General features: G+C 64.7%; 22 protein-coding genes. 9 read left to right on the top strand and 13 right to left on the bottom strand.

From position 1 onward, the window contains the following. Positions 1-40: 40 nt before the first annotated feature. The gene (locus tag M3I53_RS14970) at positions 41-934 is read right to left on the bottom strand and encodes an alpha/beta hydrolase (RefSeq protein ID WP_254316692.1); all 894 of its coding nucleotides are present in this window, start codon (positions 932-934) and stop codon (positions 41-43) included. Between the two features lie 188 nt (positions 935-1,122). Between M3I53_RS14970 and M3I53_RS14965 the strand changes: the two genes are divergently transcribed. Both M3I53_RS14965 and M3I53_RS14960 read left to right on the top strand, forming a co-directional pair. Then, positions 1,123-2,127, top strand: coding sequence for a LysR family transcriptional regulator (locus M3I53_RS14965; protein ID WP_254316691.1), 1,005 nt, complete (start codon positions 1,123-1,125; stop codon positions 2,125-2,127). A gap of 197 nt (positions 2,128-2,324) precedes the next feature. Next, complete coding sequence (locus tag M3I53_RS14960) at positions 2,325-2,597, top strand: DUF4148 domain-containing protein (protein ID WP_254316690.1); 273 nt, start codon at positions 2,325-2,327, stop codon at positions 2,595-2,597. Positions 2,598-2,799: 202 nt separating this feature from the next. Here the strand turns inward: M3I53_RS14960 and M3I53_RS14955 are convergent, their stop codons facing one another. From M3I53_RS14955 to M3I53_RS14940, 4 genes are all read right to left on the bottom strand, one after another. Beyond that, positions 2,800-3,705 carry a cation diffusion facilitator family transporter gene (locus M3I53_RS14955; protein ID WP_254316689.1) on the bottom strand — a complete coding sequence of 302 codons (906 nt, stop codon included), beginning with the start codon at positions 3,703-3,705 and terminating at the stop codon, positions 2,800-2,802. A gap of 7 nt (positions 3,706-3,712) precedes the next feature. Continuing rightward, a complete protein-coding gene (gene selD, locus M3I53_RS14950; RefSeq protein ID WP_254316688.1) occupies positions 3,713-4,780 on the bottom strand; it encodes a selenide, water dikinase SelD in 1,068 nt (355 codons plus the stop codon). 95 nt (positions 4,781-4,875) lie between these two features. Beyond that, complete coding sequence (locus M3I53_RS14945) at positions 4,876-5,658, bottom strand: alpha/beta fold hydrolase (RefSeq protein ID WP_254316687.1); 783 nt, start codon at positions 5,656-5,658, stop codon at positions 4,876-4,878. After that, entirely contained in the window at positions 5,655-6,689 is a 1,035-nt protein-coding gene (locus M3I53_RS14940; RefSeq protein ID WP_254316686.1) for a M14 family zinc carboxypeptidase, read from the bottom strand. The genes M3I53_RS14945 and M3I53_RS14940 overlap by 4 nt, the downstream gene beginning before the upstream one ends. Before the next feature lie 387 nt (positions 6,690-7,076). Here M3I53_RS14940 and phnC point away from each other — a divergent pair, with 387 nt between their 5' ends. The 4 genes from phnC to M3I53_RS14920 all read left to right on the top strand — a co-directional run bounded on the left by phnC (position 7,077) and on the right by M3I53_RS14920 (position 10,833). After that, positions 7,077-7,904, top strand: coding sequence for a phosphonate ABC transporter ATP-binding protein (phnC, locus tag M3I53_RS14935; RefSeq protein WP_254316685.1), 828 nt, complete (start codon positions 7,077-7,079; stop codon positions 7,902-7,904). A gap of 58 nt (positions 7,905-7,962) precedes the next feature. Then, complete coding sequence (gene phnD / locus M3I53_RS14930; protein ID WP_254316684.1) at positions 7,963-8,949, top strand: phosphonate ABC transporter substrate-binding protein; 987 nt, start codon at positions 7,963-7,965, stop codon at positions 8,947-8,949. Next, complete coding sequence (phnE, locus tag M3I53_RS14925) at positions 8,949-9,839, top strand: phosphonate ABC transporter, permease protein PhnE (protein ID WP_254316683.1); 891 nt, start codon at positions 8,949-8,951, stop codon at positions 9,837-9,839. The genes phnD and phnE overlap by 1 nt, the downstream gene beginning before the upstream one ends. A 157-nt stretch (positions 9,840-9,996) precedes the next feature. Further along, positions 9,997-10,833, top strand: coding sequence for an EamA family transporter (locus M3I53_RS14920; RefSeq protein WP_254316682.1), 837 nt, complete (start codon positions 9,997-9,999; stop codon positions 10,831-10,833). A 28-nt stretch (positions 10,834-10,861) separates the two neighbouring features. Here M3I53_RS14920 and M3I53_RS14915 read toward each other — a convergent pair whose 3' ends face one another. Continuing rightward, positions 10,862-12,499, bottom strand: a complete 1,638-nt coding sequence (locus M3I53_RS14915) for a PLP-dependent aminotransferase family protein (protein WP_254316681.1) — start codon at positions 12,497-12,499, stop codon at positions 10,862-10,864. Between the two features lie 127 nt (positions 12,500-12,626). On the opposite strand from M3I53_RS14915, the gene gabT reads away from it, so the two are divergent. Next, the gene (gene gabT, locus M3I53_RS14910) at positions 12,627-13,919 is read left to right on the top strand and encodes a 4-aminobutyrate--2-oxoglutarate transaminase (RefSeq protein ID WP_254316680.1); all 1,293 of its coding nucleotides are present in this window, start codon (positions 12,627-12,629) and stop codon (positions 13,917-13,919) included. Between the two features lie 115 nt (positions 13,920-14,034). Further along, positions 14,035-15,486 carry an NADP-dependent succinate-semialdehyde dehydrogenase gene (gabD, locus tag M3I53_RS14905; protein ID WP_254316679.1) on the top strand — a complete coding sequence of 484 codons (1,452 nt, stop codon included), beginning with the start codon at positions 14,035-14,037 and terminating at the stop codon, positions 15,484-15,486. 90 nt (positions 15,487-15,576) lie between these two features. On the opposite strand, the gene M3I53_RS14900 is transcribed toward gabD, so the two are convergent. The 6 genes from M3I53_RS14900 to cyoA form a co-directional block, all read right to left on the bottom strand. Next, complete coding sequence (locus M3I53_RS14900) at positions 15,577-16,194, bottom strand: hypothetical protein (protein WP_254316678.1); 618 nt, start codon at positions 16,192-16,194, stop codon at positions 15,577-15,579. Positions 16,195-16,490: 296 nt separating this feature from the next. After that, positions 16,491-17,693 (bottom strand): 3-oxoadipyl-CoA thiolase, encoded by a 1,203-nt coding sequence (gene pcaF, locus M3I53_RS14895; protein ID WP_254316677.1) that lies wholly within the window; start codon positions 17,691-17,693, stop codon positions 16,491-16,493. Positions 17,694-17,982: 289 nt separating this feature from the next. Beyond that, entirely contained in the window at positions 17,983-18,303 is a 321-nt protein-coding gene (gene cyoD / locus M3I53_RS14890) for a cytochrome o ubiquinol oxidase subunit IV (RefSeq protein WP_254316676.1), read from the bottom strand. Then, on the bottom strand, positions 18,304-18,915 hold the full coding sequence (gene cyoC, locus M3I53_RS14885) for a cytochrome o ubiquinol oxidase subunit III (protein WP_254316675.1): 612 nt from the start codon (positions 18,913-18,915) through the stop codon (positions 18,304-18,306). Further along, the gene (cyoB, locus tag M3I53_RS14880; protein ID WP_254316674.1) at positions 18,915-20,924 is read right to left on the bottom strand and encodes a cytochrome o ubiquinol oxidase subunit I; all 2,010 of its coding nucleotides are present in this window, start codon (positions 20,922-20,924) and stop codon (positions 18,915-18,917) included. Before cyoB ends, cyoC begins: the two co-directional genes overlap by 1 nt. A 5-nt stretch (positions 20,925-20,929) precedes the next feature. After that, positions 20,930-21,823, bottom strand: a complete 894-nt coding sequence (cyoA, locus tag M3I53_RS14875) for a ubiquinol oxidase subunit II (RefSeq protein ID WP_254316673.1) — start codon at positions 21,821-21,823, stop codon at positions 20,930-20,932. 650 nt (positions 21,824-22,473) lie between these two features. On the opposite strand from cyoA, the gene M3I53_RS14870 reads away from it, so the two are divergent. After that, a complete protein-coding gene (locus M3I53_RS14870) occupies positions 22,474-23,298 on the top strand; it encodes an IclR family transcriptional regulator (RefSeq protein WP_254316672.1) in 825 nt (274 codons plus the stop codon). A 58-nt stretch (positions 23,299-23,356) separates the two neighbouring features. Here the strand turns inward: M3I53_RS14870 and M3I53_RS14865 are convergent, their stop codons facing one another. Then, positions 23,357-24,286, bottom strand: a complete 930-nt coding sequence (locus M3I53_RS14865) for a LysR family transcriptional regulator (protein WP_254316671.1) — start codon at positions 24,284-24,286, stop codon at positions 23,357-23,359. Positions 24,287-24,363 lie beyond the last annotated feature (77 nt).

Here is a 24,363-nt window from a genome sequence, read left to right as displayed (position 1 = left end):
TCTTCACTGGTTCGGCAGCACCGCCGCAAGGGTGCTTCGTCTATGACGCCCCCGCGTCGAAGCAACATTGGAAAAACCGTACGGCTTCGCTGAGCGCGGCCGGATGCGCCGCGAGATTCGCGTGCGAGACGCTCGGGTAGCGCACCACCTGGGTGCGCACGCCCGCGTCGATCAGGCGGCTCGCGTACTTCTCCGCTTCGATGTGCAGCACGTCGTTCTGTGCCGTCACGATGAGCGTGGGCGGCAAGCCGCCAAGGCGCAGCGATTCGAGCGGCGCGGCGTACGGATGCATGCGCTGCGTCGCATCGGGCAGATACGCGCGATAACACGCCGCGCATTCGCTTGCGGTGATATCGGAGCCCAGGCGCGCCTCGTCGCCAAGACGTGTGAGGCTCGGGTCGAGCATCGGCGCAAACAACGCCTGCGCCGCGAGTTTTACGTCGCCGCGATCGCGGCCCATGAAGGCGAGCACGTTGGCGATCTGGCCGCCCGCGTCGTGGCCCGCCGCGATCACGCGCTTCGGATTGCCGCCGAAGGCGCGGGCCCGCGTAAGCGCCCACAACGCCGCGCGATGCGCATCTTCGGGCGCGGCGGGAAACGGGTGCTTCGGCGCGAGCGAGTACCCCACGCTCACCACCAGCGCTGGTAAGCGTTCTGCGAGAAAGCGCCCCACCGCATCCGCTTCCTCGATCGACCCGCGCACGAAGCCGCCACCGTGGAAATAGAGCAACACCGGCAGGCCGCTCGCGGCTTCCTGGCGATACAGGCGCAGCGGAATCTGCTGGTTGTAGCCTTCGATCACCACGTCGGTCGTGAGCAGCGCGCGCACCTGGCCAGGCTTGGCGGACGCGGTAACAGGCAGGGCCGCGGGCACTTCGGCCAGCGGCGCTTCCTCCGCGGAGGTCCAAGACGTTGGGCGTTTAAAGACATCCATGTCAAATCGGCGCAATGCGCGAGAGTAGCTTCGAATGAGGCGAATTGTGGGTTCGGCAGACTTGCAAATAAATGCCTATAATCCGGCAACACAATTCGGCGCACCTGAACAATCTGTCTCCTCTTTCTGCGCGGGTGTTTCTTTCGAACTCCGCGCGCCGTGCGGCCGAAGCTTTTTGGAGAGTGGCAATGGACCGCCTTCAGGCCATGCAAGTGTTCACCCGCGTCGTCGATACCAACAGCTTCACGCGTGCAGCCGAAACGCTCGACATGCCGCGCGCGTCGGTTACGACGATCATTCAGAATCTCGAAGCGTTTCTCGGCGTGCGCCTCATGCACCGCACTACGCGCCGTCTTTCGCTCACGCCCGATGGCGCGGCGTACTACGAGCGCTGCGTGCGCATCCTCGCGGACGTCGAGGAAACGGAAACCACATTCCAGGATCGCAACCGCAAGCCACATGGCAAACTGCGCATCGACATGCCCGGCTCCATCGGGCGGCTCATCGTGATTCCGTCGTTATGCGAATTCCACGGCCGCTATCCGGACATCGACCTGCAACTGGGGCTTTCCGATCGGCCCGTGGACATGCTGCAGGAAGGCGTGGATTGCGTGGTGCGCGTAGGTGCGCTGCAGGATTCGTCGCTGGTTGCGCGGCGCATTGGCATTTTCGAAGGCGTGTCGTGCGCGGCGCCGTCGTATCTGGAGCGCCACGGCACGCCGCAAACGCTCGAGGAGCTGGCCGAGCATCGCGCCGTGAACTACTTCTCTTCGCGCACGGGGCGCGTGATGGACTGGGCGTTTCTCGTCGACGGCAAGGAAGTCGAGGTCAAGCTCAAGAGCATGGTCTCCGTGAACGATGCGGACGCTTATGTGACCTGCGGCATCGAAGGTTTCGGCCTGATTCAGGGGCCGCGCTACATGGTGCTGCCGCACCTGAAGTCAGGCGCGCTCGTCGAAGTGCTGCCCGATTACAAGCCGCTGCCCATGCCGATTTCGGCCGTCTATCCGCACAGCCGCCATCTGTCACCCAAAGTGCGCGTGTTCGTGGACTGGATCGCCGAAGTGTTTGACCGCTGCCCGCTGCTAAGCGGCCGCGCCTCGCTCGACAAGGCCTGCACGATGCGCACGCTCGAAGAGCGCGAAAACGCGCCGGCGCTCGAAACCCCCGTCATCTCCGAGTGGGCCGCATAGGCTGGGCGGCGTAACGCCGTCGCGCTGCGCCAACCCTCGAGACCGCGCCCGCAAAGGCTTTGCGGGCGCGGCGCAGCGATTGTTCCGGATTTTCGACAATTGCTTTCGCGTTCCAGCCGTTTATCGCAAACGGCTGCGCAACTACATTTGCTCCTGTCGCCGCGACCCACGTGGCACCAGTACAAAAGGAGCAGATCATGAAACGCACTCTCGCAACCGCCATTGGCGCCACGCTCGTTCTTTCGCTCGCCGCCAGCGCTTCGGTCTTCGCCCAGGACAACAGCGCCCCGAAAACCCGCGCTGAAGTCAAAGCGGAAATCGCTGCCGCGTATCGCGACGGCACGCTGCCCTCGCTGAACAAGACGAGCTACCCCGAGCAAAGCCTGATCGGCCGCACGCAAGCGCAACGCATCGCTCTGCAGGAAAGCCGCGCGAACAACGCCCAGCGCGTTGCGCAGGCTGGCGAATAAGCCCGCAAGACGCATCGTCATTTCGATTGCAAGACAGAAAACGTAGGAGTCCAACATGAAACCGACCGTACCTTCCGAACTCGAGCAGTGGGACAACACGACGCCCGTGTGGACGCCGTTTCGGCATTGAAATGTGAAGCGCGCGTGAAGATGTGAAAGTTATAAAAGGGCCTGGCGGTTTCACGACCGCCGGGCCCTTGCATTACCGGTTCACGAAATCCGGCTCGAAAAATACCCAGCGCACGAGAGGAAAGCGCGCCTGCAGATCGGCTTCGATCTCGTTGATCGCCTCGACCATGGTGCGGCTGTGGTCGTACTGGAGCATTTCACACTGCACCGCCACCATCACCTCCTTGCCCCATTGCAGGGTAATGAGGCTGATGATGCTTTGAATCTCGGGCCGCGCGCGCAGGAACGATTCGATATCGCGCCGCATTTCCGGGCTGGCCGATTCGCCAACGATCATCGACTTCACTTCGCGCGCGATGAACCACGCAATCAGCATCAGCAGAATGCCCACGCCGATCGAGCCGCACGCATCCCATACCGGATTGCCCGTGATGACTGTGAGCAGAACGGCGGCGAACGCAATGGCGAGACCCGCCAGCGCGGCGATGTCCTCTCCCGCCACGACGAGCAGGTCGGAGTCGCGCGTTTCGCGCGCCCAGCGCCACAGCGATTGCGTGGGCGCACCCTTGCGAATCTCGCGCATCGCGCCATAAAGCGAAAACGCTTCGAGCACCACGGAAATGCCGAGCACGACGAGAGCCACATAAACGAATCGCAACGGCTCGCGCGCGATCAGCCGATGCACGCCCTCGTAGACCGAGAAAGCGCCGCCCACGAAAAACAGCAGCAGCGCCACGAGCAGCGAATAGAAGTTGATGGCGCGGCCCGTGCCCATGGGATGCAGCGGCGTGGGTGGCTCGCGCGACTGGCGCAGGCCGAACAGCAAAAGCAGCTGATTGCCACAGTCGGCCGTGGAGTGAATCGCCTCCGCGAACATCGACCCCGAACCCGTGAACGCCGCGGCAGCGTATTTGCAGACCGCTATGCCGAAGTTCGCAGCGAGCGCGTAGAAGATGGCTTTCGGCGATTCTCCGCTCATACGGCCCTCATGCGACGTCCACGCGTGCCGGGCCTGCGCCCAGTTCGCCGATCACACGGGCGTCGTCAAAGCCTTCCGCGCGGAAGATCGCCAGCACGTCGTCCACGCTTTCCGGCGCGCAGGCCACGAGCAGGCCGCCCGAGGTTTGCGGGTCGGTGAGCAGCGTGCGCGCGCTTTCGGGAAGGCTGGGCGCGAGCGTGACGGCGTCGCCGTACGAGGCCCAGTTGCGGCCCGAGGCGCCCGTGTATACGCCGTCATCGACGAACTTCTGCACGCCCGGCAGCCACGGCAGATGGGCGTAATGCAAGCGCGCCGTGAGATTCGCGCCGCGCGCGATTTCGAGCGTGTGGCCGAGCAGGCCGAAGCCCGTCACGTCGGTCATGGCGTGCACGCCATGCAGTTCCGCGAGCGTCGCGCCCGGCTTGTTGAGCAGGGTTGCGGCGGCCACCATCGCCTTGTAGCCCGCGTCGCCGAGCATTTCCTTCTTGAGCGCGGCGGAAAGTACGCCCACGCCCAGCGGCTTGCCGAGCACGAGCACGTCGCCGGCTTGTGCCGACGCGTTGCGCTTCACGCGCTCGGGATGCACGACGCCGAGCGCCGCAAGGCCGTAGATGGGCTCCACGGAGTCGATCGAATGGCCGCCCGCCACGGGAATGCCCGCGGCCGCGCACACGTCCTCGCCGCCGCGCAGCACCTGCGCGATCACGTCGTGCGGCAGCACGTTGATGGGCATGCCCACGAGCGCCAGCGCGAGGATCGGCTTGCCGCCCATGGCGTAGACGTCCGAGAGCGCGTTGGTCGCGGCGATGCGACCGAAGTCGTACGGGTCGTCGACGATCGGCATGAAGAAGTCCGTGGTCGCGACGATGGCCTGCTCGTCGTTGAGCTTGTAGACGGCGGCGTCGTCGGCGGTCTCGGTGCCGACCAGCAGGTTCGGAAACACGGTGGTGAGCGGCGTGCCGCGGGCGAGCAGCGCGGAAAGCACGCCCGGCGCGATCTTGCAGCCGCAGCCGCCGCCGTGCGAAAGGCTCGTGAGGCGCGGCACCGCGGCGCCAATGGCGGGTTTATCGTTCATGTCTGGAAGTCGTCCTGAAAGTGCCGGATGAGTTTTCGTATTATGGGGCAATCGCCGGCGGCGATGCGGGCGGCGCGCACCCGCCGCGGCGCCGCTCAGCCGCGCCCGGCGGCCTGGCCAGCGGCGTTCGCGGCGACGTCGCCTGCGTGGAGCGTATCGACGAGCCATTGCGGATCGTCGTGCGGGAGATCGTGCCCCGCCCACGGATGCGCCACGTGCGGCGCGCCCCAGGCCCGCGCGAGCCGCGCCGAGCAAACGGGGTTGACGAGCCGGTCGCCTTGCGACGACACCACGAGCACCGTACAGCGCGGCGCGGCGCGCGCCTTGAAGCGCGCGGCGGCGGCGAGCTGGCGCAGCGCGTTTGCGCGGCTCACATGGGCGCTCTCGCGGATCGCGCGCCACGTTTCGAGGTCGGCCGCGAGCGTGTCGCGGCGCACGCAGGTGAGCCCGTGGATCAGCGTCTCGGCAATGTTGCTGCTGTCGACGCCATCCCAATGCCGCGCCACGCGCACGAGCGCGGGCCACGCCGAGGGCCGCAAGCGCTCGTGAATGCGACTAAAAGGCCGCATGCTCGTGTTCACGAGCACGAGGCGCCCGACTTCTTCGGGGTAACGCAGCGCCCACGCCGTCGCCACCATGCCGCCGAGCGACATCGCCAGCACGCGGTAAGGTGCGCGGGCCCCGTGCCGCTGCGCTTCGGCGCGCAGCGCATCCACGTAGTCGTCCACCGCGAGCGGCGAGCGTTCGTGCACCGCCGTGCCGTTGCCCGGCAGGTCGATGGGCAGCACGCCGTTACGGGCCGCAAGCAGCGTGGCGAACGCGCCCCAGTGGCGCGATTCGCGCGTGAGGCCGCGCAGCAGGATCCACGGTTCGCTCATGTGCCCGGCTTGCGATACCAGTGCCCGATCGCGCTTTTCAGCACCTCGTCGCGGATCACGCCCTCGGGCAACCAGCGCTGCGAGGAATACGCGGCGCGCGTGAGGAACTCGAACAGGTTGGCGTGACGGCGCAATACCCGCGCCGTGCGATGCTGCAAGAGCGGATTGAACATGCCCTGGCGCGAAAAGATCTGGCGCGGGTTCTTCTTGATCCACAGCCACGAGCCCAGTTCGAGCGTGAGCGGCAGAAAGATATTGCTGTCCGGCGCGCGATCATATGCGCAATCCCACAAGTCGCCGTGGAGCAAATATTGGTGGCTCTGCGGCTCGAATGTGTAGCCGTGATGCGGATGCGCGCGCTCGAACATCGTCTTGAGCACGTACATCTCGGGCAGATGGCGGATGAGGCGGCGCGTGCGCGCATACGGAAACCAGATGCTGTCGGTCCAGCCGTAACCCGAATGGCAGTCGAGCGCGAACGAAAGTGGGCGCCGCGTGAGTTCTTCGTCGACGATCTTCAGGAGCGCCTGCGCCTCGATCTCCATGGCCGCGCCGCGCCGCCCCCGATACCACGGCAGCCACGAGCCGACGCGCTGGCCCCCCGCGAGAAAGGGCACGCGCTCGTCGGCGTCCTGCGGCGCGTTGCGCATGAGGTCCACGCCGTTCGGGTTCGCGCGCGTGGCAAGCCACATGCCGCCGGGATTGAGGATCGGCGCGAACACGATGCGCACGGACTCGAGCTGACGCAGGAGCAGTTCGTCCCAGGCAAGACGTCCAACCAGTGCGCGCATGTAGTCGAGCACGAGCTGCGAGCCAATGCGCTCGAGCCCATGAATACCGCCGAAGAAACCAATGCCGGGCGCGGCCGGATCGCGCGAGCCGATTGCCGCCACATAAAGAGGAAACGTACGGCCGCGCACCTCGACTTCGCCCTCGCTGCGAATGTCGAGCCAGCGCGCGCCGGCATCGAGGATCGTCTTGAGGTCCTCGTATTCCTCGAAGCTGTCGGGTAGGAAGCTCAGGGCCTGCATATGGCGCCGGGTCTCGTCGCTTGTTTGGATGGGGCCGCCTAGGTGGGGCCGCCTAGGTGGGGCCGCCCAGGTGGGGCCGCCCAGGTGGGGCCGCCGCGTGCGGCCGCATTGTCTACAACTGCCTTGTGCGCGCGACCCCTGTCGACAATGAGTCAGCAATAAGTCAGTAAAACCAGGGACAGCACGTACGTTGCCCATCAATATAGCCGCTTCCCGCAGTATTGAGCGTGACAGATGTTTGGCGTCATGTCCCTGTCACATCTCTCGCGATTTTTCCGCGCCAGCAAGACCGCAAGACATGTAGTCGTCTAGACGTCGCGACACCTTCACTCAACCGTCACAGTCCCTTCCTAGAATGAGCCCTCGACTACACAGCGACGGATTGTTATGGACGCCATACGCATCGAACGCCTCTCGAAAAGCTTCGACAGCGGCCGCAAGGCACTCGACGAAATCAACCTGCGCGTAGGCGTTGGCGAGATGGTCGCGCTGATCGGCGCATCGGGCTCGGGCAAATCGACCCTGCTCCGCCATATTGCCGGCTTTACGGCTTCCGACCCGCAGCCTTCGCGCATCGAGATTCTTGGTCGTCCTATCCAGCAGGACGGCCGCATCGTGCGCGAAGTGCGCCGCATTCGCCGTGACATCGGCTTCGTGTTTCAGCAATTCAATCTCGTGCATCGCCTCACGGTCGAGACGAATGTGCTGATCGGCGCGCTGTCGCGGCTGCCGCTCTGGCGACGCCTCACGGGCCGCTTTCCGCGCGCCGAACGCGAGCTGATGCTGGCCGCGCTCGGCGAGGTCGGCATCGCGCACAAGGCCGCCGAGCGCGCTTCGAACCTCTCGGGCGGCCAGCAGCAGCGCGCGGCGCTCGCCCGCGCACTCGTGCAGCGCGCGCGCCTGATTCTCGCCGACGAACCCATCGCCTCGCTCGACCCCGCATCGTCGCGCCGCGTGATGGACATGATGCGCATGCTCAATCGCGATCACGGCTTGACGGTGGTCGTTTCGCTGCATCAGGTGGATATCGCCATGGAGTACTGCCCGCGCACGATCGCGCTGCGCGACGGGCGCGTGGTGTACGACGGCGCATCGTCGGCGCTCACGCCCGCCCTGCTGCAACAGCTTTATGGCAACGCCGCGCGCGAGTTGCTCGAACCCGATGCTGCGCCGTCCGCGGCAACGCGCTTCGGCGCGCAGCCTCGCGCGGCCTGATCGCGCAACCCAACCCATTTCCAACCCACAACGTTTTTACTCACCACGGACCGCCCCAATGAACCTGTTCCGCTCCATGCTCTCCTGGTGCGCCGCCGGCGCCGTCGCGTTTGCCTCGCTCGGCAGCGCGGCCGCTCACGCGGAAGATCTCAGCTTCGGCATCATCTCGACCGACTCGTCGGCGGTGCTCAAGCAACGCTGGCAGCCGTTCATCGATGACCTGAACAAGCAGACCGGCCTGCACGTGAATGCGTTCTTCGCCACCGACTACTCGGGCATCATCGAAGCCATGCGCTTCAACAAGGTGCAGATCGGCTACTTCGGCAACGCTTCGGCCATGGAAGCCGTGGACCGCTCGAATGGCGAAATCTTCGCGAAGGTGCTCTACGCGAACGGCGATGCGGGCTACAAGTCGGTGCTCATCACCAACGTGAACAGCCGCGTGAAGTCGATCGACGATGTGTTCAAGAATACTAAGGATCTGACGCTCGGCTGGGGCGACCCCAATTCGACCTCGGGCACGCTGATTCCGGGCTATTACCTTTTTGCGAAGCACGGCATTTCGGTGAACGCGACGAACTTCAAGACCGTGCTGCCTTCGAGCCACGAAGCGAACCTGCTGGCCGTGGTGAACAACAAGGTGGATATCGCCACCAACAACACCATCGAACTTTCCACGCTGCAACAGAAGCACCCGGACCGCTTTGCCCAGGTGCGCGTGCTGTGGACGTCGCCGCTGATTCCGTCCGATCCGCTCGTGTATCGCAAGGATCTGCCTGAGGCCACCAAGCAGAAGCTGCGCGACTTCTTCTACCACTACGCCAAGACCGATCCGCGCGAGAAGAAGATCATGGCCGATATCACCGGCTACGCAGGCTTCGCGCCCGCCACCGACGCGCAGCTCCTGCCGATCCGCCAGGTCGCGCTGTTCCAGCAGAAAGAGAAGATCGCCGCCGACACGCATCTCTCCGACGACGACCGCAAGAGCCAGATCGCGGCCATCGACGCGAAGATCGGCGCGCTCGCCGCACCTGCGAAGCAGTAATGGGCGCAATGGATTTCGACAGCTCACGCGCCGTGCCGCAGGCAGAAGTCGCAAGGCCCGCTGCCGGGCCGGCGGCGCCGCCGAACGCCGCCGCCGCGCCGCAAGCGGCGGCCCTTGCGGCGAGCGGCCTGGCAGGCAAACGCAGCTGGTCTTCGCTCGTGCTCTGGGCGATCGTGTTCGTGCTGCTCGGCGTGGCGTGGCGAGGCGCCGACATGCGCCCGCTCGACCTCTTCTCCGACTCCGCGAACATGGGCACGTTCGCACGCGGCTTCTTCCCCCCGGACTTCACGGAATGGCGCACGTATGCCCAGGAAATGTGGGTCACGATCGCGGTGGCGCTGTGGGGCACGGCGCTCGCCATCGTCTGCGCGGTGCCGTTCGGGCTCATGTCCGCGCACAATCTCGCGCCCGCGTGGGTGCTGCATCCCGTGCGTCGTTTGATGGACGCTTGCCGCGCCATCAACGAGATGGTGTTCGCGATGCTCTTCATCGTGGCCGTGGGCCTCGGGCCATTCGCCGGTGTGCTCGCCTTGTGGGTGCACACCACGGGCGTGCTCGCGAAGCTCTTTGCCGAAGCGGTGGAAGCCATCGACCCGCGCCCCGTGGAAGGCGTGCGCGCGACGGGCGCCTCGCCGCTCGACGAGATCGTCTACGGCGTGCTGCCCCAGGTCATGCCGCTGTGGATCTCGTATGCGCTCTACCGCTTCGAGTCGAATGTGCGCTCGGCGATGGTGGTGGGCATGGTGGGCGCGGGCGGCATCGGCGTGGTGCTGTATGAGGAAATCCGCTCGTTCGATTATCAGCAGACCAGCGCCGTTCTCATCATGGTGATCGTGGTCGTCACGGCCATCGATCTCATCTCCGCAAGACTGCGTGCGCGGGTGATCTGACGCGTTCCCCCAAAGCCGCGCGAGCCGAATAGAAACACAACTACGGCTTGCGCGGCTTTTTCCTATTTCTGGCAGCCACACGCGTTCGCTGGAATAATCACACGATTGCGGCCGCAACGGCCCGCGTCTCCAACAAACCATTCGATTCGCAATCCCGATGGCCAGTTTCGTCGTTCTGCTGGTTCTGCTCTCGGCACTCATGCACGCGAGCTGGAACGCCTTCCTCCATCTTTCGGGCGACCGCCTCTGGCTGCTCGGCATGTTCTCGGTGCCGTACATCGTCGTGAGCGCGATCGCCGTGTGCGTGCTGCCGCTGCCCGCGCAGGCGAGCTGGCCGTATATCGCCGCCTCGGTGGTGCTGGAGTTCGTGTACTGCTTCACGCTGATCCGCGCCTATCGCAGCGGCGACTTCGGGCAGAGCTACCCGATCGCGCGCGGGCTTTCGCCGCTGCTCGTGTTCGGGGGCGCGCTCGTGTTCGCGCACGAAGATCTGCATGCGCTCGCGGCCACGGGCGTCGCGCTCGTATCGCTTGGCATCATGTCGCTCGCCTTTCGGCGCGGCATGCGTTTTTCGGGCGAGAGCGTGCCGTATGCACTGCTCACGGGCCTTTTCATCGCGATGTATTCGGTCGTCGACGGCCTCGGCGCGCGCCTGGCCGGCAACGGCATCAGCTACATCATGTGGGTCTATCTACTATGGAACGTCCCACAGTTTCTCCTGGTCTGCAAGCTGCGCGGCGGCGCGGCGCGGATGTTCATCTCGAAGGCCGCGGCCGCGCGCGGCATGCTCGCGGGCGTGCTCGCGCTCACGGCCTATTGCCTCGTGATCGAGGCGTTCCGTTACTTGCCTATCGCGATGGTTTCCGCGCTGCGCGAACTCGCGTCGGTCTTCGCGGTGCTGATCGGCTGGCTCTTCATGAACGAGAAGCTCACGGCGCGCCGCATGGTGGCGTGCGCGCTCGTGACCTGCGGGGCGGTGCTGATCCGGCTGTGAGCGGCCTGCGCCCTCGTGACCGCTTCGCTCACACGAACGCGGGTAACGTCGTATCGATCGCCTCGGCAAGCGTGTCGAACGCCGGCGCGATCTCCTCGTCGGGCACGCAGGCGTAGCCGATCAGCAAGCCCGGGTTCGCGCGCTCGCGCGACGAGTAATACCCCGAAAGCGGCCGCACCACGATATTGCGCGCGAGCGCGGCCTCGGCCACGGCGCGGTCGTCGCTGCCTTCGGGCAACTGCATCACGACGTGCAGGCCCGCGTCGCCGCCCATCGCGGGCAACGCGTCGCCGTATCGGCGCGAAACGGCGTCCAGCAGCACCTGGCGGCGCTGGCCGTAAAGCGCACGCATTTTGCGGATATGCGAGGTGAAATGCCCTTCGGCGATGAACTCCGCGAGCACGGCCTGCTGCAGCAATTGCCCCTCTCGATACAACTCGGCGCTCGCGGTCGCGAAGCTTTCCGCCAGCGCTTCCGGCGCGACGAGATACCCCACGCGCAAGCCCGGAAACAGCGTCTTGCCGAAGCTCCCCACGTAGATCACCTGCCCCGCCGTATCGAGCCCCTGCAACGACGCGAGCGGGCGGCTGCCGTAACGGAACTCGCTGTCGTAGTCGTCCTCGATGATCCAGCACTGATGCTGACGCGCGTACTCGAGCAACATGCGCCTGCGCGCGAGGCTCATCACCATGCCGAGCGGATACTGGTGCGAAGGCGTGACGAGCATGAGCCGCGGCGGTGGCGCGCCGAAGTCGCCGGCCGACGGGTTGAGTCCTTCGCTGTCCACTGCGATCGGCCGCGTATTGAGGCCCGAGACGTGCAGCACGCTGCGTACGCCCCAGTAGCATGGGTCTTCGGTCCAGATCGTGTCGCCCGGGTCCGAGAGCAGACGCACGGCCAGGTCGATGGACTGGTGGATACCCGTCGTGATGATGATCTGCTCCGGCGAGCAGCGCACCGAGCGAGAGGTGCGCAGATAGTCGGCCAGCACGTGGCGCAGCAGCGCGAGGCCGCCGCCGGGCGCGTAGGTCAGCAGGTCAGGGCGCAGACTGCGCCAGTACTTGTTGTGCAGGCGCGTCCATACGCGCGCCGGGAAGCGCGAGACATCGGGCACGCCGGGCATGAACGCGCCGCCCTGGCGCTTTGAGACGCCCGCGCCGGTGATCAGGCGCGTGCCCCGCGCCGAGAGTGCGCGCCCCGTTGGGCGTTGCGCGTGCGCGGCGGCTTCTAGTCCGCTTGTCGCGGCGGCTGCGGGCGCCCCGGCGGCGAGCGCTTCCGCGCGCTGTGCGCTCGGGCTGTTAGTTGCAACTCCACTCAGATGCAGCCCGGCTCCTGAAGCGCGGCTATTTTTGCGCGTCTGCATAGAGCCAATTTCCGTCGCCCCAACGATCTCGTCAGGCGACGTGTCCGCAACGAAGGTGCCGCGCCCCGTCGCCGATGTGACATAGCCTTCGAGCACCAATTGTTCATAGACCTGCGTCACGGTATTGCGCGCAATCCCCAGTTCGGCCGCCAGCAGCCGCGACGACGGCACGCGCGCCCCGGCCGGCAACTCACGCGACAGGATCGCCTGCTGCAGCAGCTTGTGCAGTTGCCGGTACACCGGCTGGGCGCTCCCGCGGTCGAGCCGTTGGGCCAGCCAATCGGACAGAACACTCGCACGCATCGAAATTGGCTCCTAAACATTGCACTGAATGGCTCTGAAATTCAGAGCCAAATAACAGTATAGTCGCGACATGGACTGCTTGCCGGTCCGCCAGCCAACCTCAGAACTGACACCGACTCCACAGGAGATGAACGTGAGCAAGAACGCCGACCTGCAAAGCCGCAAGAACGCCATTACCCCGCGCGGCGTGGGCGTGATGTGCGACTTCTACGCCGAGCGCGCCGAAAACGCGGAGCTGTGGGACGTGGAAGGCCGCCGCTTCATCGACTTCGCCGCCGGTATCGCCGTGTGCAACACGGGCCACCGCCATCCGAAGATCGTCGCCGCCATCAAGGCGCAGCTCGAGCAGTTCACCCACACGGCCTACCAGATCGTGCCGTACGAGTCGTACGTCTCGCTGGCCGAGAAGGTCGCCCAGCGCGCGCCGGGCAGCTTCGCCAAGAAGGCCGCCTTCTTCACGACGGGCGCCGAAGCCGTCGAAAACGCCGTGAAGATCGCTCGCGCCCATACGGGCCGTCCGGGCGTGATCGCCTTCGCAGGCGGCTTCCACGGCCGCACGATGATGGGCATGGCGCTCACGGGCAAGGTCGCCCCGTACAAGCTCGCGTTCGGCCCGTTCCCGGCCGACGTGTACCACGCCCCGTACCCGAACTCGGTCCACGGCATCAGCACGGCCGACTCGCTCAAGCACATCGAGATGCTGTTCAAGGCCGACATCGATCCGAAGCGCGTCGCCGCGATCATCTTCGAACCGGTGCAGGGCGAAGGCGGCTTCTATCAGGCGCCGGCCGATTTCGTGCGCGGTCTGCGCAAGATCTGCGACACGCACGGCATCCTGCTGATCGCCGACGAAGTGCAAACGGGCTTCGCGCGCACCGGCAAGCTGTTCGCGATGGAGCACTACGACGTCACGCCGGACCTCATGACGATCGCCAAGAGCCTGGCAGGCGGCATGCCGCTCTCGGGCGTGGTGGGCCGCGCGGAAGTGATGGACGCGGCGGCGCCCGGCGGCCTCGGCGGCACGTATGCGGGCAACCCGCTGGCCGTGGCGTCGGCGCACGCGGTCATCGAGATCATCGAAGAAGAAAAGCTCTGCGAGCGCGCCACGAAGCTCGGCGACAAGCTCAAAGCCAAGCTCAATGCGATGAAGGCCGACGTGCCGCAAATCGCCGACGTGCGCGGCCCCGGCGCGATGAACGCGGTTGAGTTCTGCAAGCCGGGCACGAGCGAAGCCGACGCCGACTTCACGAAGCGCGTGCAAACCGCCGCCCTGAATCGCGGTCTGCTGCTGCTCGTGTGCGGTGTGTATTCGAACGTCGTGCGTTTCCTGTTCCCGCTGACGATCCAGGACAACGTGTTCGACGAAGCGCTCGCGATCCTCGAAGAGTCGGTCAAGGAAGCCGTGGGCGTGCCGGCATAAGCCTCCGCCACATGCTGGCCCGCGAGCAGCGGGCCAGCCGCGAAACGGCACACCGGCGCTTGCCGCTGTGCCGTTCGTCGTTCTAAATGAATCGAAGTCAGTCCGGAGTGCAAGCATGAATCTGAAAGACGCATCGCTGCTGCAAACCAGCGCCTTTATCAACGGCGAATGGCAAGGCGCCGAAGACGGCGCCACGTTCGAAGTCAAGGACCCCGCCACCGGCGCGGTGATCGGCACGGTGCCGCGCATGGGCGCCGCCGAAACGCGCCGCGCGATTTCCGCCGCGAACGCCGCATGGCCCGCATGGCGCGCGAAGACCGCGAAGGAGCGCAGCGTCATCCTGCGCAAGTGGCACGACCTGATGATGGAAAACGCCGACGACCTGGCGCTGATCCTCACCACGGAACAAGGCAAGCCGCTCGCCGAGGCGAAGGGCGAGATCGGCTACGCCGCGTCGTTCCTCGAATGGTTCGCGGAGGAAGGCAAGCGTATTTATGGCGACACGATCCCCACGCCCGCCAACGACAAGCGTATCGTCGTGACGAAGGAACCCGTGGGCGTGTGCGCCGCGATCACGCCGTGGAATTTCCCCGCCGCGATGATCACCCGCAAGGTCGGCCCCGCGCTCGCGGCAGGCTGCCCGATCGTGCTCAAGCCCGCCGAAGCCACGCCGTTCTCGGCGCTCGCGCTGGCCGTGCTGGCCGAGCGCGCGGGCGTGCCGCGCGGTGTGTTCAGCGTCGTGACGGGCGACCCGAAGGCGATCGGCGGCGAACTCACGAGCAACCCCACGGTGCGCAAGCTCTCGTTCACGGGCTCGACGCCGGTTGGCCGCCTGCTCATGAGCCAGTGCGCCTCGACGGTCAAGAAGGTTTCGCTGGAACTGGGCGGCAACGCGCCGTTCATCGTCTTCGAAGACGCCGATCTCGATGCGGCCGTCGCCGGCGCCATCGCCTCGAAGTATCGCAACAGCGGCCAGACCTGCGTGTGCACGAACCGCTTCTACGTGCACGACGCCGTGTACGACGCGTTCGCGGCCAAACTGCGCGACGCGGTGGAAAAGCTCAAGGTCGGCCTCGGCACGGAGGCCGGCGTGACGCAAGGCCCGCTCATCAACGAAGCGGCCGTGCTGAAGGTGGAATCGCATATCGAAGATGCGCTCGCGAAAGGCGCTCAGGTGACCACGGGCGGCAAGCGCCACGCGCTCGGCCACGGCTTTTTCGAGCCGACCATCCTCACCGGCGTTACGCCCGCGATGAAGGTGGCGCGCGACGAAACCTTCGGGCCGCTCGCGCCGCTGTTCCGCTTCTCGTCCGACGAAGAAGTGATCAGGATGGCGAATGATACCGAGTTCGGTCTCGCCGCTTACTTCTATAGCCGCGACATCGGCCGCGTGTGGCGCGTGGCCGAAGCGCTCGAATACGGCATGGTGGGCATCAACACCGGCCTGATCTCGAACGAAGTCGCGCCGTTTGGCGGCGTGAAGCAGTCCGGCCTGGGCCGCGAAGGCTCGCACTACGGCGTGGACGACTATGTGGTCATCAAGTACATGTGCATGGCGGGCATGTAACGACCAGACGAAAAACGGGCGCCTTCTGAGGCGCCCGTTCGAATCGTAAAAAGGAGCCGGCGCCGCAATGCGCCGGCTTTTTTTCGGTGCTTACTGCGTGGCGGCGACCGGCGTGACCTGCGACGCGTAAGCGGAAACGAACACGGCGTGAACCGTGTCACCGACCTTCAACGTTTTCAGGTCGATATCGGGCGTGGCTTGCAGCGTGACGGTCTGATACGCGCCGCGCAGCGTCACCTCGCGCTTCTTCGCGTTGATATGCTGCACCGTGGCCTGAACTTCGACCTGGCGCGCGGCGTCGTAGCCCGACGACGCGGGCAGATAGACATTCGTGTCGACACGCTTGCGAACGCCCTCGTCCTTGCCCGTTACTTTGTCGGCCGTCATGAGTAGCGCGTTCTTGTAGAGCACATCGACAGTGTCGCCCACGCGGAGCTGGTCGAAGTTGCTGACCTGCGGGCTAAGCGCGATATCGACATCATTGCCGCGCGGCCCACGCAACGTGACGACGCGCGCAGCGCGATCGATGCCGACGATCTTCGCGTGGATATGCACCGGCTCCGCGTTGGCAATCGCTTGCTGCGCCGCGCTGGCGAGCGCGCTTTGCCCCTGCGGCGCCGAAGCCGCCGCGTCGTTTTGCGCAAACGCCCCCTGCGAGAGGCCAACGCCCACCACCCATGCCGCCGCCAGAATCGCTGCCTTCGTCATTCACATTCTCCTCGTCAAACGGGTTTGAAATGATTGCCGTATTCGCATCGGCGTGTGGAGCCGAAGTGCGGCCGATTCTACGCGCGGCTTTTAGAACGCGGACGTTACCTGCCCGGAAGCGGGTCAACTTACCGCAACCAAACACGGCTAATTGCCGAGGGGTTTGCTGAGGCTCAAATTCCCGTGCGATTACGTGGTGAAATGGATCGCGCAATTGTTGCGTAGCGCGAAATTTCTAACAAAAAAGCCGCGGACCGAATCGATCCGCGGCTTGTTCAATTCAGAGCGGCCAAAAATCAGACGCGCTCGATAGCGATAGCAATCCCCTGCCCCACGCCGATACACATCGTGCAAAGCGCAAAGCGCCCTTGCGTGCGATGGAGCTGATACGTGGCGGTCGTCACGAGCCGCGCGCCGCTCATCCCGAGCGGATGCCCCAGCGCGATCGCGCCGCCGTTCGGGTTGACGCGAGGATCATCATCGGCGACGCCGAGCATGCGCAGCACGGCGAGCCCTTGCGAAGCAAATGCTTCGTTCAACTCGATAACATCGAACTGATCGATGGTCATGTTCAGGCGCGCGAGGAGCTTCTGCGTAGCCGGCGCGGGACCGATACCCATCACGCGCGGCGCGACGCCAGCCGTCGCGATACCGAGCACGCGCGCACGCGGCACGAGCCCGAAACGCTTCGCGTTTTCCTCGTTGGCGAGGAGCAGCGCGCAAGCGCCATCATTCACGCCCGAAGCATTGCCAGCCGTCACCGAGCCATCCGGGCGCACGACGCCCTTGAGCCTGGCCAGCGCCTCGAGGCTCGTCTCGCGCGGATGCTCGTCGCGCGAGAAAACAATCGGGTCACCCTTCTTCTGCGCAATCGTCACTGCGACGATCTCCTGCGCAAGCGTGCCATCCGCCTGTGCGCGAGCCGCCTTCTGCTGGCTGCGAACCGCGAACGCATCCTGATCGGCGCGGCTTACGTTGTAGTCGACGGCGACGTTTTCGCCCGTCTCCGGCATCGAGTCCACACCGTACTGCTGCTTCATCAGCGGATTGACGAAGCGCCAGCCGATCGTCGTGTCGTAGATCGCGGCGTCGCGAGCGAATGCGCTCGCCGCCTTGCCCATGACGAACGGCGCGCGGCTCATGCTTTCCACGCCGCCCGCAATCATCAGCCCCGCTTCGCCCGACTTGAGCGCGCGCGCGGCAATGCCCACGGCGTCCATGCCGGAGCCGCACAGGCGGTTCACCGTCGAGCCCGGCACGGCCTGCGGCAAGCCCGCCAGCAGCGACGACATGCGCGCGACGTTACGGTTGTCCTCGCCCGCCTGGTTCGCGCAGCCGTAGATGACGTCGTCGATCGCCGTCCAGTCCACGTCCTTGTTGCGCTCCATCAGCGCCTTGAGCGGCACGGCGCCAAGGTCGTCGGCGCGAACCTGGGCAAGGGCGCCCGCGTAGCGGCCGATTGGCGTGCGAACCGCGTCGCAGATGAATGCTTCCGTCATGTGAGTCTCCTTTCGATCGCACGCACTTGATGCGATGCCATGCAAAGATGATTGAGATTGACGGACTGCGCGGGCGAAAATGGGCGATCGAACGCGCACGTCCTCGTGCGATTTGTTCGACTGACGAACCGATGATCGTCAATCGAACAATTTGACGGCCATCATAGGCGTGTCCCGGGACGGGTGTCAAGCACGCGGACCTGGCTCCAAAAACGAAAAAGCCGCACAGGACGGGCCCGTGCGGCTTCGCGAGGCAGGCGGGCGAGGCGCCGGCCAGTGAGGCGAACGCTTAGCGCGACATCATGAGTGCGCCGACGTTATGCATGACCCAGATGGTGCCGAAGATCAGGAACGCGGCGGCCAGCACCGTGTACGCGAGCGACAGCACGTTCCAGCCCTGCCCCGGCGACGTGTTCAGATGCAGGAAGAACACGAGGTGCACGACCACCTGCACAAAAGCGAGCACCGCGATCACGATCAAGGCCGTGGTGGCATCGAGCGTGCCGTGCAGAACGACGCCGAATGCGCCCGCAGTGAGCAGCACCGAAAGAATGAAGCCCGCCACATAGCTGCCGAGGCTGCCGTGCGACTCTGCATGAGATTGAGCCATTTAGAGCACGCTCCCGAGATAGACAAAAGTAAACACGCAGATCCACACCACGTCGAGAAAGTGCCAGAAGAGGCTCAGGCACGTGAGGCGGCGGATTTCCTGCTCGCCCAGCTCCCGTGCGCGAACCACCTGGATCATCATCACGAGCATCCACAGCAGGCCGAAGAACACATGCAGGCCGTGCGTGGCGACAAGCGTGAAGAACGACGAAAGGAACGCGCTGCGCTGCGGACCGGCGCCTTCTGCGATCAGGTGCGAGAACTCGCGCAGTTCGAGCACGAGGAACGACGCGCCCAGAATGAAGGTGACGGCGAGCCAGGCGAGCACCACGCCGTTCTTGCGCTGGTGCGCGCCGAGCATCGCGAAGCCGTACGTGATGCTCGAAAGCAGCAGCACAGCCGTTTCAAGCGCCACGCCCTGGATATCGAACAGGTCCTTGCCAGTGGGGCCGCCCGCGAACTGGTGGCTCAGCACGCCGAACGTGGCGAACAGCGCCGCGAACAGCAGGCAGTCGGTCATCAGGTAGACCCAGAAGCCGAATACCGAGTGCGATTGCGGGTGATCGTGGTGATCGAGTTCGGCAAGGATCGCCGCATTGGTTTTTTGTAACATCAGACTGCCTCCTGGGCGACCCGGTCACGCGTGGCCACGGCAGCGCCGGTGCCAAAGCGGCTTTCTTCGATCTCGCGGACCTTCGCGGCCGGAATGTAATAACCGTCGTTGTTGCCGAAGCTCTTGAGGATCACTGTCAGCACGGCGCCAATGAATCCGAGCACCGCCAGCCATGTGATGTGCCACACGGCCGCGAAACCCAGCACGAGGCTGAACACGCCGATGAAGAAGCCCGCCGACGTATTCGACGGCATGTGGATGTCGCTATATTTCGCGACGAGGCCCGGACCGCGGCCCGCTTCCTTCATGTGCGCGAAAGCGTCGATGTCGTCCACGTGCGGAATGACCGCGAAGTTATAGACCGCCGGCGGCGACGACGTCGCCCATTCGAGCGTGCGGCCGTCCCACGGATCGCCAGTCACGTCCTTGCATTCGGCCTTGTTGCGGTTCACGAAGGCCATGACCCACAGCAGGACCTGGAACACGACGCCGACCGCGATGATCGCCGCGCCGATCGCGGCGACGACGAAGTACGGATGCCATTCGGGGACGTCGTAGTGGTTGGTACGACGCGTGGCGCCCATGAAGCCGAGCACGTAGAGCGGTACGAAGGCCACGTAGAAACCGACAAACCAGCACCAGAACGACGCCTTGCCGAGCTTTTCGCTGGGCTTCAGGCCGAACACCTTCGGGAACCAGTACTGCAGGCCTGCCAGGTAGCCGAACACCACGCCGCCGATAATCGCGTTGTGGAAGTGAGCGACCAGGAAGAGCGAGTTGTGGAGCACGAAGTCCGCGCCCGGAATCGCGAGCATCACGCCGGTCATGCCGGCGATCGAGAACGTCACCATGAAGCCGACGGTCCAGAGGACGGGCGCGGTGAAATGGACACGGCCGCGATACATCGTGAACAGCCAGTTGAAGATCTTCACGCCGGTGGGAATGGCGATGATCATCGTCGCGATACCGAAGAACGCGTTGACGTCGGCGCCCGCACCCATGGTGAAGAAGTGGTGCGCCCACACGAGGAACGCCAGCACCATGATCGCGCACGAGGCGTAGACCATCGTCTTGTAGCCGAACAGCGGCTTCTTGCAGAACGTGGCCATCACTTCCGAATAGATGCCGAAGGCAGGCAGCACGAGGATGTACACCTCGGGGTGGCCCCACGCCCAGATCAGGTTCAGATACAGCATGGCGTTGCCGCCAAGTTCGTTCGTGAAGAAGTGCGTGCCGACGTAGCGGTCGAGGCCGAGCAGCGCCACCGCGATCGTGAGGATCGGGAACGTGGCCATGATGAGCACGTTCGAGCACAGCGCCGTCCACGTAAACACGGGCATCTTCATGAGCGTCATGCCGGGCGCGCGCATCTTGACGATCGTGACGAAGAAGTTCACGGCCGTGATCAGCGTGCCGACACCGGAGAGCTGCACTGCCCAGATGTAGTAGTCCACCCCCACGTCTGGACTGAACTGGAGCTCGGAGAGCGGCGGATACGCGAGCCAGCCCACCTTCGCGAACTCGCCGACCACGAGCGAAATGTTGACGAGGATCGCGCTGATCGCCGTCATCCAGAACGAGAGCGAGTTCAGGAACGGGAACGCCACGTCGCGCGCGCCGATCTGCAGGGGCACGACGAGGTTGAAGAAGCCGACCATGAGCGCCATCGCCATGAAGAAGATCATGATGACGCCGTGCGCCGTGAAGATCTGGTCGAAGTGATGCGGCGGGAGATAGCCGGGCGAGTCGAACGCCATGGCCTGCTGGATACGCATCATGACCGCGTCGGCGAAGCCGCGCACGAGCATGAGCACCGCCACGATCATGTACATCACGCCGATGCGTTTGTGGTCCACGCTCGTGAGCCACTCGGTCCAGATGTACTTCCACTTGCCGGTCACGGTGACGAGACCGAGCACGCCGACGACGATCAGCGCCATGAACGCGGCCGCGCCCATGATAATGGGCTGATCGAACGGGATCGCCTCTAATGTGAGTTTTCCGAACATGCTGCTTACCCCTTGGTCACGCAGGACGGGTCGAAATTCGTGACGTGCCCGTTGTTGTACTTCGCGATGATGTTATTGAAGAGCTTCGGATCGACGGTCGAGAAGTACTGCACCGGCGCCTTCTCCCGCGGCTTCGCGACCGTTGCGTACTCGTCCATCGAAAGCTGGGTGGACGACGTCTTCACCTTCTGCACCCACGCGTCGAAGTCCTGCTGGCTCGTGGCGAGCGTGCGGAACTTCATGTCCGAGAAACCCTTGCCGCTGTAGTTGGACGAGAGACCGTCGAAATCGCCTGCTTCGTCGGCGATCAGGTGCAGACGCGTTTGCATGCCCGCCATGGCGTAGACCTGGGTGCCCAGCTGCGGGATGAAGAACGAGTTCATCACCGAATCCGACGTGATGCGGAAGTTGACCGGCGTGCCCACCGGCACGGCGAGCTGATTCAACGAGGCGATGCCGAGGTCGGGGTAGATGAAGAGCCACTTCCAGTCGAGCGCGACGACCTCGACGTTGATGGGCTTCACGCTCGACTCCAACGGCTTGTATGGGTCGAGTTCGTGCGAGGTGCGCCACGTGAGGATGGCGAGAAACAGGATGATCGCGGCCGGAATGGCCCAGACCACTATTTCGATCGCCGTGGAGTGGGCCCACTTCGGCGCGTAGGTCGCGTTGCGGTTCGAGGCGCGGTAGCGCCAGGCGAACAGGAGCGTCAGGATGATGACGGGCACCACGACCAGCAGCATGGCCCATGTGGCCGTGAGGATGAGCGACTTCTCGGCCGCGCCCACGCTGCCCTTCGGGTCCAGCACGGCAAGATTGCCGCTGCACCCCGCAAGAGAAACGAGCAGCCCGCAGCCCAGGGGGATTAACCACCTTTTAAAGGCTTTTCTGTCTTTCATGTTTGCCTGTTCTTCCGTTGTCCACCAAAACGCGTAACACCCAACACATTTGCATCGCAAATTCGCCACGCAAAAATGCACCCGTATCGTATTCAGCGCGATTCTACGGAATGCACCAATCTCAAAATTTGATCTTTGCTAAGGATTAGCCAGCGGGACAAAGCTCGCCCAAGCAAGCGCGACGGTAAGCCGCAAATATCTTTCCAGGAGCTTTCACACAGAAAACGTCCGCTGTGCAGGGGTCTCAGCGTAAGGCCCAGCGCGCAAGCGAACAATCGAAGCGAAGATACGCGCGGCGCAATCGCAGAATGGCCGGAAATGCGCCGATTCATTCGAATTTCGACATCACTTTTATCTCGTTCTAAATTCTGGCCCGGCCGATATTGGAATTTTTAATAATCAATTCACACGTCAATCTTTTTTAGCCACAATTAATTGACTAGAATCAAATAACTGAACATCAAATGATCTGGTGTGCGTATTTGACGCATGTCATGCAACGCCGCACTATCGATGTTGACCGGGGTTCCCGATCCCGAAAGTTTGCGCCCGCCCCACCTCGCGGCCTTCGCCGCTTGTTGGCGAAACCGATCGCTTGGGTTATCTTGATATGTTCTTCAAGCGCCGCAGCAAGACCGAACGCCACGCCCATGACTTCTGCTTCCAGTGCCTCGCCAGACCGCTCCGCCGACCAGCAGGAGATTCCCGAAAAACCGGGCGACTCCTATGTGCAGTCGTTCGCGCGGGGGCTTTCGGTGATCCGCGCGTTCAACGCCGAGCATCCCGAGCAGACCCTCACCGACGTCGCCGCCGCCACGGGCCTCACGCGCGCCGGGGCGCGCCGCATTCTGCTCACGCTGCAGACGCTCGGCTACGTCGAAGCCGAGGGGCGGCTCTTTCGCCTCACCCCGCGCATTCTCGACCTGGGCTTCGCGTACCTCACGTCGATGCCGTTCTGGAATCTCGCCGAGCCGGTCATGGAAGAGCTGTCGCAGGAAGTGCACGAGAGCTGCTCGGCGGCCGTGCTCGACCGCACCGAGATCGTCTATGTGCTGCGCGTGCCCACGCACAAGATCATGACGATCAATCTCTCGATCGGCAGCCGTCTACCCGCGTACTGCACCTCCATGGGGCGCGTGCTGCTCGCCTCGCTCGACGAAGCCGCGCTCGACGAAACGCTTGGCTCCTCGCCGCTCTACGCGCATACGGGGCGCACGGTCACCGACGTCGGCGAACTCAAGAAGATCATCGCCCAGGTGCGTCAGCAGGGCTGGGCCATCGTCGATCAGGAACTGGAAGGCGGCCTCATCTCGATCTCCGCGCCTATTCGCAACCGGCAGGGCCGCGTGATCGCCGCGATGAACATCAGCGGCAACGCGCAGCGCACGTCGGCGAAGCAGATGGTGAAGACGTTCCTCGATCCGCTTCAGCAAGCGGCGGCGCGTGTGTCCGGCATGGTCGCGCGGCGCACGTAAGTTCAGCTGAACTCAACCGGGCGCGCCTGGCGAATCGCCCCGGCGCGCTCGAGCCATTTCAGGCAACCTCGGCAAACACCTGTATGAGCCAGTCGGCGAAAGCGCGTACCCGCAGCGACAACTGGCGGTTCTGCGGATACAGCACCGAGACCGGCAAGGGCGGCGGCGGATGCGCGGGCAGCACGACGCACAGCTCGCCGTTGGCGAGCAGCTCACGCACGCGGTAGCGCGGCACCTGGACGATGCCGAGCCCCGCCAGGGCGCCCGCCGTGTAAAGTTCCGCGCCGTTCACGGCCACGGGACCCGGCAGCGTCACGCGGGCGATGCCGTCAGCGGTCGTGAATTCGAGCGGGAGCGCGCGGCCCGTGGCCGGCGAAACATAGTTCACGGCTCGATGGCCTGTTCTGCCCGGCCAGCCCGGCGCGTCCGTATGCGTGCCGGCGAGCGCCTCAATCGACTCCGGGTCGCCGTGCCGCTCCAGATACGCGGGGCTCGCGCACGTCACCTGCTCTAGCAGCGCCACGCGCCGCGCGATCATCGAGGAGTCGGCCAGCTCGCCCGCGCGAAGCACGCAGTCCACGCCTTCGCGCACGAGATCGACGAAGTGGTCGCCCGAGCCGATGAAAAGCTCGACGCGCGGATAGCGCGCGAGAAAGTCGGGCAGGCGCGGCATCACGAAATACTGCGTGAGCGTGCCCTGCATGTTCACGCGCAAGCGCCCCTGCGGATCGGTATCGCGAAACGCCTCCTCGGTTTCCTCGAGATCGGCGAGCAGGCGCATGCAGCGCTGGTAGTAGGCGTCGCCGTCGAGCGTCGGCTTGACCTGGCGCGTGGTGCGTTCGAGCAGACGCACGCCCAGGCGCGCTTCGAGGCGCTTGATCGAGTTGGTGACCGTCGCGCGCGGCAGGTTCAGATCCTCGGCCGCCTGCGTGAAGCTGCGGCGGTCGACGATGCGCGTGAAAATCTGCATCTCCTGGAAACGGTCCAAGGGCATTCTCGTTGAGTTCTCGGGTCGCCTGCATCTTCTCATGGCAACCGCACCGAACCAAAAATCCCCCGCCCCGT

The organism is Paraburkholderia sp. CNPSo 3272 (assembly GCF_024206495.1).
In the GTDB taxonomy this organism is placed as follows: Bacteria; Pseudomonadota; Gammaproteobacteria; order Burkholderiales; family Burkholderiaceae; genus Paraburkholderia.
Note: the sequence above shows the minus strand (reverse complement) of the source record. Positions and strands in the feature narration are given on the sequence as shown.

Bases quoted from the DNA above. Each gene is read 5' to 3' on its own strand.
- M3I53_RS14970 (WP_254316692.1), bottom strand. From the start codon at position 934: ATGGATGTCTTTAAACGCCCAACGTCTTGGACCTCCGCGGAGGAAGCG.
- M3I53_RS14965 (WP_254316691.1), top strand. From the start codon at position 1,123: ATGGACCGCCTTCAGGCCATGCAAGTGTTCACCCGCGTCGTCGATACC.
- M3I53_RS14960 (WP_254316690.1), top strand. From the start codon at position 2,325: ATGAAACGCACTCTCGCAACCGCCATTGGCGCCACGCTCGTTCTTTCG.
- M3I53_RS14955 (WP_254316689.1), bottom strand. From the start codon at position 3,705: ATGAGCGGAGAATCGCCGAAAGCCATCTTCTACGCGCTCGCTGCGAAC.
- selD (WP_254316688.1), bottom strand. From the start codon at position 4,780: ATGAACGATAAACCCGCCATTGGCGCCGCGGTGCCGCGCCTCACGAGC.
- M3I53_RS14945 (WP_254316687.1), bottom strand. From the start codon at position 5,658: ATGAGCGAACCGTGGATCCTGCTGCGCGGCCTCACGCGCGAATCGCGC.
- M3I53_RS14940 (WP_254316686.1), bottom strand. From the start codon at position 6,689: ATGCAGGCCCTGAGCTTCCTACCCGACAGCTTCGAGGAATACGAGGAC.
- phnC (WP_254316685.1), top strand. From the start codon at position 7,077: ATGGACGCCATACGCATCGAACGCCTCTCGAAAAGCTTCGACAGCGGC.
- phnD (WP_254316684.1), top strand. From the start codon at position 7,963: ATGAACCTGTTCCGCTCCATGCTCTCCTGGTGCGCCGCCGGCGCCGTC.
- phnE (WP_254316683.1), top strand. From the start codon at position 8,949: ATGGGCGCAATGGATTTCGACAGCTCACGCGCCGTGCCGCAGGCAGAA.
- M3I53_RS14920 (WP_254316682.1), top strand. From the start codon at position 9,997: ATGGCCAGTTTCGTCGTTCTGCTGGTTCTGCTCTCGGCACTCATGCAC.
- M3I53_RS14915 (WP_254316681.1), bottom strand. From the start codon at position 12,499: ATGCGTGCGAGTGTTCTGTCCGATTGGCTGGCCCAACGGCTCGACCGC.
- gabT (WP_254316680.1), top strand. From the start codon at position 12,627: ATGAACGTGAGCAAGAACGCCGACCTGCAAAGCCGCAAGAACGCCATT.
- gabD (WP_254316679.1), top strand. From the start codon at position 14,035: ATGAATCTGAAAGACGCATCGCTGCTGCAAACCAGCGCCTTTATCAAC.
- M3I53_RS14900 (WP_254316678.1), bottom strand. From the start codon at position 16,194: ATGACGAAGGCAGCGATTCTGGCGGCGGCATGGGTGGTGGGCGTTGGC.
- pcaF (WP_254316677.1), bottom strand. From the start codon at position 17,693: ATGACGGAAGCATTCATCTGCGACGCGGTTCGCACGCCAATCGGCCGC.
- cyoD (WP_254316676.1), bottom strand. From the start codon at position 18,303: ATGGCTCAATCTCATGCAGAGTCGCACGGCAGCCTCGGCAGCTATGTG.
- cyoC (WP_254316675.1), bottom strand. From the start codon at position 18,915: ATGTTACAAAAAACCAATGCGGCGATCCTTGCCGAACTCGATCACCAC.
- cyoB (WP_254316674.1), bottom strand. From the start codon at position 20,924: ATGTTCGGAAAACTCACATTAGAGGCGATCCCGTTCGATCAGCCCATT.
- cyoA (WP_254316673.1), bottom strand. From the start codon at position 21,823: ATGAAAGACAGAAAAGCCTTTAAAAGGTGGTTAATCCCCCTGGGCTGC.
- M3I53_RS14870 (WP_254316672.1), top strand. From the start codon at position 22,474: ATGACTTCTGCTTCCAGTGCCTCGCCAGACCGCTCCGCCGACCAGCAG.